Origin of the sequence: Helicobacter sp. 13S00401-1 (assembly GCF_002272925.1) — a bacterium.
Taxonomy (GTDB): domain Bacteria; phylum Campylobacterota; class Campylobacteria; order Campylobacterales; family Helicobacteraceae; genus Helicobacter_I.
Window position 1 is genome coordinate 1 of the sequence record NZ_MLAR01000025.1, and the last position, 11760, is coordinate 11760.

Consider the following 11760-nt stretch of genomic DNA (forward strand, 5'->3'; position numbering starts at 1 on the left):
ACCATCTATAACTAAGATGATATCTAGGTTTTTATAAGTTTGATTAAGTATAGAATCTAGTGCAGCTTCAAGATACTTTTCTACATTATAAATAGGGATGATAACTGAGACTAAGCCTTCTTCTCCTAGGATATCCATAATCCCCTCTCCCATCATTAAACTAAAGCTTTTATCTAAGCTAAGACTTTTGCAAAAAAAGCCTCTAAGCTATCCATGTAATAATGTAAAAGCGTGTCATCTTTACCTTCAAGTAAGATCCTAAGTTTAGATTCTGTACCTGAGTAGCGTATAAGATGTCTTATCTCTTTAGATTCTATCTCGCTAAGCCTATCTTTTAAACCCTCTATCTTATCAAGTGGGATCTTTTTGCTAACTGGTATATTTTTTAGAATCTGAGGATATAAAGAAAAAGGATTTAACACAACGTGTGCTTTTTGCTTACTATCTAAGACCATGGCCATAACCTGCAAAGCACATATTAGCCCATCCCCACTTTGAGAAAAATCACCAAATATCACATGCCCACTTTGCTCCCCTCCAAAGTTTAAATCATCTTCTTTCATAGCTTGAAGCACGTACTTATCGCCTACATTAGAAGAGATCACATCTATATTGTGAGTTCTTAAAAAGTCTTTTAAGGCAAGATTGCTCATTATAGTTGCTACTATGGCATCATTTTTAAGCATATTTTTAGACTTTAGATAAAGACCTAAAGCACCTATTAATTTATCACCATGAACTACATTGCCTAAATCATCAACTACTACTAATCTATCAGCATCTCCATCTAAACCAAATCCTATATCTGCTCTAAGATATCTTACTTTTTGACTTAGCTCATAAGGATGCATTGCCCCACAAGATTCATTAATGTTATAGCCATTAGGATGATCATTTACTACTATCACATCAGCTCCTAACTCGCTAAAAACTAAAGGGGCTACTTTATAAGCTGCACCATTAGCACAGTCTACTACTATACGCAAGCCTTGAAGTGTTAGGTGTTTTGGAAAGGAGTTTTTTATATGAACTACATAGCGCCCTACTACGTCATCTATACGCTTTGAATAGCCTATCTCTTTATCAGTTTTAGAATACTTTAATAGCTCGCTATGATAGATCTCTTCTATCTTTTCTTCCTTATCTTCATCAAGCTTAAAACCACTAGAGTTAAAAAACTTGATTCCATTATCTTCAAAAGGATTATGACTTGCACTTATCATGATGCCTGCATCACAACGTAAATCTTGAGTTAGAAAAGATATAGCTGGTGTTGGTATAGGGCCAGTTTGTATAACATCAAAACCAACTGCTGTAAGACCACTAACTAGGGCGTTTTCTATCATATATCCGCTTTTTCTAGTGTCTTTACCAACTATAATCTTATTAGTAGACTTTGAAGTTTGCTGGAAGTAAACACCTGCTGCCATACCTAGCTTTAAAACACTTAGTGCGTTTATATCCCTTCCTGCCTTGCCTCTAACTCCATCTGTCCCAAAAATCTTCATAGCTTTTACCTTAGTTGTTAAGTTTCAAAATTCTATCATATTGTGCTACAATCAAGGCTTTTAAACTTTGAAATAACAAGGACTTAGTAATGGCTAATCATGAATCTGCAAAAAAGAGAATCAGACAAACAGAAAAACGTACTATTAGAAACAGATACTACAGAACACGTATCAAAAACATCCTAAGAAACACTAGAGAAGCTATAGCAAGTGGCGACTTAACTAAAGCAAATGACGCTTTTAAGATAGCTAATAAAGAGCTTCATAAGTTTGTAAGCAAAGGTGTTGTTAAGAAAAACACAGTTTCTAGAAAAGTATCTCGCCTAAACGCTGCTATTAAAAAAATAGCCCAAACAAACTAAACCACCATTTAACTACTATATGTTTATAGACAAACTAAAGCCAATTATTGCTAGGAGCAAAGAAGTTGAAAACCTCCTAAGCGATCCTTCTGTGCTAAATGATATAGAGCGTCTAACTGCTTTAAGCAAAGAAAAAAGCGAGCTAGAAGAGATAGCTACTAAGGCAACTAACTACTTAAAAGTACTACAAGACTTAGAATCTTCAAAAGCCCTCTTAGAAGATCCATCTTTAGCTGAGCTTGCAAAAGAAGAGATAAAAGACTTAGAATCTCAAATCGATACTTTAGAAAAAGACATAAGACTACTGCTTATACCAAAAGATCCAAACGATTCTAAGAATATATACTTAGAGATTAGGGCTGGTACTGGTGGAGATGAAGCTGGAATCTTTGTAGGTGACTTGTTTGATGCTTATGTAAGATATGCAGATAGCAAGAAGTGGAAGGTTGAGATCATAAGCAGTAGTGAAAATTCAGTTGGTGGCTATAAAGAAATCATAGCTTTGATTAAGGGTAATGGTGCTTACTCTAAGCTAAAATATGAAGGTGGCACACATAGAGTTCAAAGAATCCCCAAAACAGAATCTCAAGGAAGGATACACACTTCAGCCATAACTGTAGCCATCATGCCAGAAGTTGATAGCGTAGAAGTCAACATCAACCCAAATGACTTGAAGATAGATGTTTTTAGAAGTGGGGGTCATGGTGGGCAAAGTGTTAACACTACAGATTCTGCAGTAAGAGTAACTCATATCCCAACTGGCATATCTGTATCCATGCAAGATGAAAAGTCTCAACACAAAAACAAAGATAAGGCATTAAAGATTTTGCAAGCTAGAATCTATGAAGCAAAGTTAGAAGAACAAAACGCTAAAAACTCTGCTGATAGGAAGAATCAAGTAGGAAGTGGTGATAGGAGTGAGCGTATAAGAACTTATAACTATCCACAAAACCGCCTAAGTGATCATAGGATAGGACTAACACTTTATAGCCTAGAAGAGATTATGATGGGAGGACTTTTAGATCAAGTTATAGACCCGCTAATCGCCCACGCCCAAAGTCTAGCACTAGGCAATGACAACTCTTAAACAAAGGAGACTTCACATGGTAGTAGATGATAAAACATTAAGCAAGCTTGAAAATCTAAGTATGATAAAACTAGAAGATGATAAAAAAGAGGCTTTTAAAAAAGAACTAAGCGAAGTGCTTTCTTTCATGGATAACTTAAAAGAAATAGATGTAAAAGAGATAGACTGCGAGCTTAAACACTTCACTCCCTTAAGAGAAGATGAAGTTATAAATGCAAATATAGATGTTAGTAAACTTTCGCCTTTTGTGGAAAATGGCTTTTTTATAGTTCCAAAAATCATTGAATGAGTTTAAAACATTTAGCCATTATTATGGATGGGAATGGAAGGTGGGCTAATGCAAATGGAAAAAAGAGAAAAGATGGTCACAAGGCAGGCGCTTTAAAAGTAAGAGAGATAACTGAGTTTTGTGCTAAAAGAAAGATAACTCATCTTACTTTATATGCCTTTTCTACTGAAAACTGGAAACGTCCTAAGATAGAAGTAGACTTTTTGATGCACTTACTAGAAAAGTATCTAAATGATGAAGAAGAAAGCTATATAAAAAATAACATATGTTTTAATACTATAGGCGATATATCCTACTTAAACACTAAGCTTCAAGAAAGGATAATCTACTTAAAAGAAAAAACTAAAGATTTTTCAAACCTAACCCAGATTCTAGCCTTAAACTACGGCTCCCAAGATGAAATATCACGCGCTGCACTTTTAAGTTTTAAATCAATAATAAAAAATCTAAAAGATAACAACTTTCAAAGTGAGCCTATAGAAGATGCTAATAAAATAGATGTTCTTACAAGACTAGATTCACTACTTTCTAAAAACTTGCTTCAAGAGCTCATAGATAAAAACTTAGATACTGCAAATATGCCTCCAGTTGACTTACTGCTTAGAACTGGTGGAGAAAAACGCCTATCAAACTTTTTACTTTGGCAGCTTAGCTATGCTGAACTTTTTTTTACTGATACTTTTTGGCCTGAACTTAGTATAGAAGAGCTTGCTAGAATCTTAGATTCCTTTGATGAAAGACAAAGACGTTTTGGTGGCCTTTAAGTCTTAAATAAAAATCTTAAACTCTAATACTTAAAATACCTAAAAGTTTTTTATAAATTTTTCCTTGAAACATAAAAATAAAAGTTACCTATCAAGAAAGCCCTTTTAACCTTTAACACCATCCAGATAGCATCAAAAAGTAAGATTAGGAAAGAGTTGGTTAAAAAAACTTATCCTTTTTTAGTTTCTAACTTGCTTTATCAAAACTTTTATCTAGCTTAAGCTTGGCTATCTTGAGAATAGATGGGCATAGATTCTAAGACTTAAAAGAACTTAAAGATCCCCTTGCTATCTCTTGTTCTATGTAGCTTTTTTTTCTTAAAAGTAAGTCTTTTATAAACTCAAACTTCTTTTTATTAAGCCTAAAAAGCGGCACACTTACACTAATGGCTGCAAAACTTGTAGATGATAAAGTAGCATTTTTCATAGCGATAGCTAGGCAGCCTATATCTGGATTTACCTCACCTGCTTCATGTGAAAAACCAGTTTTTCTTACTAGGTCTACCTTTTTAAGAAGATCTTCCATAGTACTTGTAGTCTTAGAAGTATAAGGAGTTATACCAGCAGGATATAAAGCATAGATCTCTTCATCACTCTTATAAGCTAAAAGAGCGCGTCCTATAGCTGTAGCATAGGCCTTAAGTGTATGGCCTACTGAAGATGTTAGCCTTATAGCAGATGAAGTTTCAACTTTTGCCATATAAAGCACCTCACCTCCATCTAGTACACCAAGTTGACAGATCTCATCACACTCATGTGTTATTTGATTCATAACTTTTTTGACTAACTCCATATGATCAAACTCATAAAAGTAAGCATTACCTACTTGAAAAGCACTCTTGCCTATTTGAAACTTATTACCATTCATCTTTAAAAACTGAGTACTCAAAAGCGTTAACACTATGGGATGCAAAGTACCTTTTGGTATCTTAGTTGCATTTGAAAGTTCAGTTAAAGTCATCCCTGTTTCATTTTTATACAGTGTGCTTAAAACGCTTGTGACACGCAGTGTTGGGTTGTGTAGTTCTGCCATTTTACCGCCAATTTATTTTTAAAATATTTTACAAAAAGAGAATTAAGACAAAATCTACATTCTGCTTTGCCGTCTTTGTGCTAATCTTACATTCGTATATATATACGAATATAGTTTGTATATACTAACATAACATAGATTTGAAGGGAAGGTTATGAAAGCAAAAATTTTCACTCCAACAGTAAGTATCTTTGATGAGAATGAAAAGTTGGATTTTGAGGGTAATGCAAGAGTATGGGACTATCTTATAAAGCATGGGATAGATGGCTTATTGTTATTTGGCAGCACTGGAGAGTTTAGTGCCTTTAGTTTAGAAGATAGAAAAAAGCTAGCTAGTTACTGCGTTACAAAAGTTGCAGGAAGAGTTCCTGTAAAAATAGGCGTTACTAGCATGCTTTTTGGCGAGACTTTAGAGATGTTAAAGTATGTGCATGAACTAGGGGCTAAAGCAGTAGCCCTCATGCCTTACTACTTTGGTGCAAATGACCAAAATATCTTTGACTTTTATGACACACTAGCCAAAAACACCAAGGGAGATATATATATCTATAACTACCCTGGTCGCACTACTTGTGATGTAAATGCTAACGTGCTTTTAAAACTAGTAGATGCTAACAAAAACATAAAAGGCATAAAAGATACAGTACTAAATGTCTCTCACACTAAAGACTTAATAAAAACTGTGCTTCCAAAACATCCTCATTTTGAGATTTACTCAGGCTTTGATGATCATTTTATAGATAATGTATGTGCTGGTGGAAGCGGATGCATATCAGGACTTAGCAACATCGCTCCAGATATATGGTCAGGCTTTGTAAAAGCTATTAATGATAAAGACTTAACCCAACTTTCAAAATATGCAAAAGCTATAAATAAACTAATGGAAATCTATGCCCTAGATACAAACTTCTCGCTAATTTTTAAAAAGCTTATGAATCTAGATGGACTAGATATCAGTGAGCGTGCCATATTTCCATACAACTCACTAAAAAGTGGGCTTTATGAAAAAGCATGCGAGATTCTAAAAGATGCTAGGAAGATAGCTAAAAACTAAAAAGCAAAAGGAAGTAAAGATGAAAGAACGTGCAAAAGCACTACATGTCAATGATATAGACAATGTAGCAACTGCCTTAGTAGAACTTAAAAAAGGTGAAACCATCCTTGGAGTAACCTTGCTTAATGACATACCAAAAGGTCATAAATTTGCAGTTAGAGATATACCTAAAGGAAACCCAGTTATAAAGTATGCTAATCATATAGGTCTAGCTAGTCAAGATATCAAAAAAGGTGAGTGGGTACACGTCCATAATATAATGGGTGAAAGAGGCCGTGGAGATATACATGAAAACATAGCAGATGTACCTCAAGAAACTTGTACTCATAAAGCCCCAGCTAAAGAAGAAGCTAAAAGAAGCTATAAACTAAAAGGCTATAGAAGAGGTGATGGAAGCTTTGGTTTTAGGAATCACGTCTTAGTCATACCTAGTGTTAACTGTGCTAATAGAGTAGTTGAAAATATAGTAAATATCATCAACTATCAATTTAGCCTAGGTAATGAAGACTGCAGAGTAGTTCACGTCACTCATCAACATGGTTGTAGTGAGCTAAGTTATGATGCCAAACAAACCCAAGATGTTATAGCAGGAAATGGCGCTAATCCAAACGTGTATGGCGTTTTAGTAGTGGGCTTAGGCTGTGAGGTAGTGCAAGCTGATGCAGTGGCAGAGCAGATAAAACAAATGGCACCTTATAAAAAAATAGAACACTTCACTATACAAGATGCTGGTGGTAATGAAAAGTCCATCCAAAAAGGTGCAGAGATAGTTAAAAGACTTATAACTGAAGCTTTACAAATGGAAAAAAGCGAAGGAGACTTAAGTGATTTAATCTTAGGTACTGAGTGTGGTGGAAGTGATAGCTTTAGTGGACTTAGCGCAAACCCTGCCTTAGGTAATGCAAGCGATATCATCATACAACATGGTGGAAGTGTGATACTAGCTGAGACTACTGAACTAATAGGCGCTGAGCAAATCCTAGCCTGTCGCGCAACTAATAGCACTGTAAAACAAGAGATACTTTCTACTGTAAGAGGCTTTGAACAAAGAGTAATAGATGCTAAAGCTGATATAAGAGGTGCTAACCCAAGTCCTGGAAACATAGCTGGTGGCCTTAGCTCTATAGAAGAAAAATCCCTAGGCTGCATATATAAAGCGGGCAATGAACCAGTGGTTGCCGTGAAAGAATACGCCCAAAAGATAACTGATAAGGGTCTAACTCTTATGAACACTCCTGGTAATGATATAGAACAACTTAGTGGCATGGTAGCTGGAGGCTGCAACGTGTGTGTGTTTACCACAGGTAGAGGCACTCCAACAGGAAGTGCCATCACCCCAACTATTAAGGTCTCTTCTAATACTGCTATCTTTCAAAAGATGACAGATTGCATAGATATTAATGCTGGAGAGATCATTGATGGTACAAAAACTATAGGTGATGTAGGTGCTGAGATCTTAGATTTCATAGTAAGTCTAGGTGAAGGTAAATTTAGCAAAGCTGAGATAAATAAACAAAACGACTTTGCTATCTGGCGTTTAGCAACAACTGTTTAAAGCTACTAGCTTTTTAGAGTATATAAAAAGAATTAATCATTTTATTAAGGAGACATTATGGACTTAAAATTAAAAGATAAAGTAGTTATAGTAACTGGTGGTGGTAAAGGTATAGGCGAAGGTTTTAGTTTATCTCTAGCAAGAGAAGGTGCTATACCAGTAATCTTTTCAAGATCAAGTATCACAGATGAGTTTAAGAAAAAAATAGAAGCCATAACTACAAACTATGATTTTTATCAAATAGATCTTTGTAATACAGATGAGATAAAACCTCTAGTAGATAAAGTAGCTAAAACTCGTGGCGGTATCTATGGAATCGTAAATAACGCTGGTGTTAATGATAATAAAGCCATAGAAACTACTTCTTGGCAAGACTTTGAAAAATCAATACACGGCAACCTTACTCACTACTATGAAGTAGTAAGAAGTGCTCTTCCTTATCTTAAAGAATCTAAAGGCTCTATAGTTAATATCTCTAGCAAAACTGCCCTTACTGGTCAAGGCAAAACTAGTGCCTATGCTGCTGCAAAAGGTGGAATCTTAGGTCTCACAAGAGAGTGGGCAGTAGCCTTTATACACTATGACATTAGGGTTAATGCCATAGTAGTAAGTGAGTGCTTTACTCCACTTTATGCAAACTGGATAAAAACTTTTGGTGATGAAGCGCATCAAAAAGCAAGACTAAAAGTTATCACAGACAAGATTCCTTTAGAAAACAGAATGACTACTCCTGAAGAGATAGGTGATACAGGTGTGTTTGTACTTAGCCCAAAAAGCTCTCATACTACTGGCCAGTGGATTTTTGTAGATGGTGGTTATGTGCATTTAGATAGGGCACTAGTTTAGGCTCTAAGATTTCAAAGCAACAAGGATAAAAGATGCAAAATAATAAGAATGTAAAACTAGCAATAGTTTTGGTTACAGCGCTATTTTTCCTCTGGGGATTTAGTTATGGTTTAGTTGATGTTATGAACAAAAACTTTCAAACTCACCTTCATATAACAAAAGCAGAATCTGGTTTTATACAGATGGCCTACTTTGGTGCTTACTTTGTATTCGCACTGCCTGCTGGCTGGATAGCAAGACGCTTTAGTTATAAGATAGGTATAGTAGTTGGGCTATTTTTATATGCCCTTGGTTCATTTTTGATAATACCAGCTGCACACTTAGCAAGTTTTCCTTTTTTCTTGTTTGCCTTCTTTGTGCTTGCTTGTGGACTTGGATCACTAGAAACAAATGCAAACCCTTATATAACTAAGCTAGGAGATGACAAGAACTCATCTTTTAGGATTAATGCTGCTCAAAGTTTTAACGGAGTTGGACAGTTCCTTGGGCCAATAATAGCTGGAACCTTACTGCTATCTTTTGCAGCTAGCAAAGATATACATAAAAATATGAACAACATCTCTTGGATCTATGTAGTTATAGCCATAGTAGTGTTAATCATCATGTTTATATTTATAGCTGTTAAGATGCCAGATACTGTGGAATCTGAGGCTGATAAAAAGGCTGAGTTAGAGGCTAAAAAAGATGGTTTAGAAAGAAAACTTATGTCTCACACTAACTTCCCATTAGGCGTTTTAGCGCAGTTTCTTTATGTCGCTGCTCAAGTTGGTGCGGGTGCGTTTTTCATAAACTACTCACTAGCCCACTATCATGGACTAAGCCCAGAGCATGCAGCTTACTTCTTCTCAGTCGCACTAATAGCCTTTATGGCAGGTAGGATAGTAACTACCCCACTTATGAAAGTAGTATCAGGTGATATCTTACTTGGAATCTACTCTATCATAAATGTGATCTTAACTATCTTAGTAGTAGCTGGGATTGAAAAAGTATCAGTTTATTTATTAATAGCAGTGTTCTTCTTTATGTCTATTAGCTATCCAACTATCTTTTCTATCGCACTAAAAGGTATGACTGGTAATAAGGTAAAAACTGCTAGTTCAGTAATCGTTATGAGTATCGTTGGTGGTGCTATCCTTCCTTACTTTATGGGAAAAATAGCTGATGTGGTAAATATACAATGGGCTTATGTGCTTTTAATCCCTTGCTTCATCTATGTAGCATGGTTTGCTTTTAGTGCAAGCTTCTTTGAAAAAAGAGACCTAGCAAAACTAGCAAGATTGGAAAAAGCAGCACACAACAAATAGTGCAAGATACGCACGCTAAACTAACAAAGGATAAAAAATGTTAGAAGTTGTAGATAGTCATTTTCATATATGGAATCTAGATGTCTTAAGCCTCCCATGGCTTAAAGACTGTAAGGCTATAGATAAAAGTTTTAGTCTTGATGACTTTGTAAAGCTTTATGGACCAGTTGATGCATTTTTAAAAGGTGGGGTTTATGTAGAAGTAGACTGTAGTGATAGATTCAAAGAAAATGAATATATCTATGGGCTTGATAGCTCAATCATACTTGCAAAAGTTATGAGAGCAGAGCTTAGCAAGTCTATGAGTTTGCCTTTAGGGATAGCTGGAGTTAGAGAGCCTTTACACACTCCAAGCCATCCTCGTGGTAGGTGTTTAGAAAAAAGCTTTATAGAAGGCCTAGAGGTACTAGCTAGTAGTAACTTGCTTTTTGAAAGTTGTAATAGAGTAGAAGAGCTAGAAGATGCTTATAACTCTTTTTCTAAAGTGCCAGAGTGTAAAGTAGTGCTTAATCATCTTGGCAATGTGGAATCTTTAAGCACAGAGTATAAAAAAGCTATGAAAAATCTTGCCAGTCTTCCTAATCTTTACGTAAAAGTAAGTGGCTTTAAAACTAGTGATGCTAAGTTTACAAAAGAGCTTTTAAGCTTTATAGATGATACATTTGATAGATCTAAGCTTTTATATGCATCCAACTTTCCAGTCATCAAGCTATATGCTGACTTTGATACTCACTTTAATACCTTACGTGAGTTCTTTAAAGATGACCCAAACTTTTTTTCTAAAAACGCTAAAAAGCTTTATAAGATTAATGAAACTAAGGTTTTAACTAGTGTCATAAAACTTCGCCCTGACAAGATAGCCTACTACAAAAAACTTCACGCTAACCCTTTTTCTGGAGTTAATGAGATGATAAAAAAATGTGGCATCACAAGGTATGAGATATTTAATAGAGGTGATATCCTTTTTTCTTTCATGGAGTATAGTGGTGATGACTATGACTATGATATGGCACAAATGGCAAAAGACCCTTTAACTCAAAAATGGTGGGAAGAAACTGATCCTTGTCAAACTAGGATAGAAGGTGCTTTTAAAAATGAATGGTGGGCTGATATGGAGAGAGTTTATAAACTAAAGTAAGACTACTTTGTCTTAGAAAAATATAGATTTTGTAAGCTATAGAATCTATCACATCACAATCTACTTAAGGCTAAGCCTTGAGTGGGTTTTAGCTTTACGTGCATTTTGTTTTTTTTAGCTAAATTAAGAAAACGCACCGTTTTCTATAAATAGCTAGAAACCGATGCGTTTTCTTGGGGGCTAATAAAAGCTTACTTTGTAAGTTTAATTAACACTAAGAAGACGCTTCTTTTACCTAAGCGTAGCGACCTCCCTTCAATCACTGCGCGAACGTAACTGAGGAAACATCCTTCTTACGCACGCTTAAACAGTGCTTTACAAAACTAAAACTATCTAATACAATGACTGTCTAAAACACTTTATTTAGGAACACTATGCAAGATCTAAAATTAGAACTTTTTAACTACCTTAGAGCACAAAAGCTATATGTAAGTAATGAAGGTGAGATAAATATCACTAAGCTAAAAGATGATATAAGGGAAAATAACCCTAAGGTCTTAAAAACCTTACTAGAAAGTAATCTTTTGAAAAGTTTTTTTGTGAAAGTAGATTCTATAGATGTATTTTTAAAAGATGAGTTTTTAAACTTTTTACAAAATAAAAATGTGCTAAATGATAGCTACACACTTTATAAAAATAAAATAGGACTTAGCACTAACAAAGATGGCGAAGTAGTACTTAACTTTCCTTTTAAAGACTGCGTTTTACTAGGCTCTGCTACTAAAGATAATGATAAACATAAAGAGATATTTTTTAATGAAATCTTAGCCCATGATGATATAGATAGACTATATGATAAGAAGGCTTTCTGTAATGCTAA

Annotated in this window: 12 protein-coding genes and 2 pseudogenes; 11 read left to right on the forward strand and 3 right to left on the reverse strand. The window is 35.0% G+C overall.

The window, feature by feature from the left end; translation table 11 throughout:
- Positions 1-138, reverse strand: a 138-nt coding sequence (locus BKH43_RS08065) for a glycosyltransferase (protein ID WP_143429063.1), incomplete at its 3' end; no start/stop codon positions are given.
- A 35-nt stretch (positions 139-173) separates the two neighbouring features.
- Entirely contained in the window at positions 174-1508 is a 1335-nt protein-coding gene (gene glmM, locus BKH43_RS08070) for a phosphoglucosamine mutase (protein WP_095230406.1), read from the reverse strand.
- A gap of 89 nt (positions 1509-1597) precedes the next feature.
- Here glmM and rpsT point away from each other — a divergent pair, with 89 nt between their 5' ends.
- From rpsT to uppS, 4 genes are read left to right on the forward strand one after another with little or no spacing between them, the layout of a single operon-like run.
- On the forward strand, positions 1598-1870 hold the full coding sequence (gene rpsT / locus BKH43_RS08075) for a 30S ribosomal protein S20 (RefSeq protein WP_095230408.1): 273 nt from the start codon (positions 1598-1600) through the stop codon (positions 1868-1870).
- Positions 1871-1889: 19 nt separating this feature from the next.
- Positions 1890-2957 (forward strand): peptide chain release factor 1, encoded by a 1068-nt coding sequence (gene prfA / locus BKH43_RS08080; protein ID WP_095230410.1) that lies wholly within the window; start codon positions 1890-1892, stop codon positions 2955-2957.
- A 16-nt stretch (positions 2958-2973) separates the two neighbouring features.
- Positions 2974-3246 (forward strand): Asp-tRNA(Asn)/Glu-tRNA(Gln) amidotransferase subunit GatC, encoded by a 273-nt coding sequence (gatC, locus tag BKH43_RS08085; RefSeq protein WP_095230412.1) that lies wholly within the window; start codon positions 2974-2976, stop codon positions 3244-3246.
- A complete protein-coding gene (uppS, locus tag BKH43_RS08090) occupies positions 3243-4010 on the forward strand; it encodes a polyprenyl diphosphate synthase (protein ID WP_095230414.1) in 768 nt (255 codons plus the stop codon). The genes gatC and uppS overlap by 4 nt, the downstream gene beginning before the upstream one ends.
- A 256-nt stretch (positions 4011-4266) precedes the next feature.
- Here the strand turns inward: uppS and BKH43_RS08095 are convergent, their stop codons facing one another.
- Positions 4267-5043 carry an IclR family transcriptional regulator gene (locus tag BKH43_RS08095; RefSeq protein WP_095230416.1) on the reverse strand — a complete coding sequence of 259 codons (777 nt, stop codon included), beginning with the start codon at positions 5041-5043 and terminating at the stop codon, positions 4267-4269.
- Between the two features lie 154 nt (positions 5044-5197).
- Here BKH43_RS08095 and BKH43_RS08100 point away from each other — a divergent pair, with 154 nt between their 5' ends.
- From BKH43_RS08100 to BKH43_RS08125, 7 genes and pseudogenes are all read left to right on the forward strand, one after another.
- On the forward strand, positions 5198-6097 hold the full coding sequence (locus tag BKH43_RS08100) for a dihydrodipicolinate synthase family protein (RefSeq protein WP_095230418.1): 900 nt from the start codon (positions 5198-5200) through the stop codon (positions 6095-6097).
- Between the two features lie 19 nt (positions 6098-6116).
- Positions 6117-6380, forward strand: a pseudogene (locus tag BKH43_RS08680) (UxaA family hydrolase); the annotation flags it as partial.
- Between the two features lie 81 nt (positions 6381-6461).
- A pseudogene (locus BKH43_RS08105) lies at positions 6462-7652 on the forward strand (UxaA family hydrolase); the annotation flags it as partial.
- A 57-nt stretch (positions 7653-7709) separates the two neighbouring features.
- Positions 7710-8498 (forward strand): SDR family oxidoreductase, encoded by a 789-nt coding sequence (locus BKH43_RS08110; RefSeq protein WP_095230422.1) that lies wholly within the window; start codon positions 7710-7712, stop codon positions 8496-8498.
- Between the two features lie 32 nt (positions 8499-8530).
- Positions 8531-9802, forward strand: a complete 1272-nt coding sequence (gene fucP, locus BKH43_RS08115) for an L-fucose:H+ symporter permease (protein ID WP_095230424.1) — start codon at positions 8531-8533, stop codon at positions 9800-9802.
- 37 nt (positions 9803-9839) lie between these two features.
- Positions 9840-10940: an L-rhamnose mutarotase gene (locus tag BKH43_RS08120; protein WP_095230426.1), complete on the forward strand. Its 1101-nt coding sequence runs from the start codon at positions 9840-9842 to the stop codon at positions 10938-10940.
- 374 nt (positions 10941-11314) lie between these two features.
- A partial coding sequence (locus BKH43_RS08125) for a site-specific DNA-methyltransferase (protein WP_253248083.1) occupies positions 11315-11760 on the forward strand: 446 nt, incomplete at its 3' end.

Excerpts from the sequence above, each read along its gene's own strand:
- BKH43_RS08120 (WP_095230426.1), top strand. The coding sequence starts at position 9,840 with ATGTTAGAAGTTGTAGATAGTCATTTTCATATATGGAATCTAGATGTC.
- BKH43_RS08100 (WP_095230418.1), top strand. The coding sequence starts at position 5,198 with ATGAAAGCAAAAATTTTCACTCCAACAGTAAGTATCTTTGATGAGAAT.
- rpsT (WP_095230408.1), top strand. The coding sequence starts at position 1,598 with ATGGCTAATCATGAATCTGCAAAAAAGAGAATCAGACAAACAGAAAAA.
- prfA (WP_095230410.1), top strand. The coding sequence starts at position 1,890 with ATGTTTATAGACAAACTAAAGCCAATTATTGCTAGGAGCAAAGAAGTT.
- gatC (WP_095230412.1), top strand. The coding sequence starts at position 2,974 with ATGGTAGTAGATGATAAAACATTAAGCAAGCTTGAAAATCTAAGTATG.
- BKH43_RS08095 (WP_095230416.1), bottom strand. The coding sequence starts at position 5,043 with ATGGCAGAACTACACAACCCAACACTGCGTGTCACAAGCGTTTTAAGC.
- uppS (WP_095230414.1), top strand. The coding sequence starts at position 3,243 with ATGAGTTTAAAACATTTAGCCATTATTATGGATGGGAATGGAAGGTGG.
- glmM (WP_095230406.1), bottom strand. The coding sequence starts at position 1,508 with ATGAAGATTTTTGGGACAGATGGAGTTAGAGGCAAGGCAGGAAGGGAT.
- BKH43_RS08110 (WP_095230422.1), top strand. The coding sequence starts at position 7,710 with ATGGACTTAAAATTAAAAGATAAAGTAGTTATAGTAACTGGTGGTGGT.
- fucP (WP_095230424.1), top strand. The coding sequence starts at position 8,531 with ATGCAAAATAATAAGAATGTAAAACTAGCAATAGTTTTGGTTACAGCG.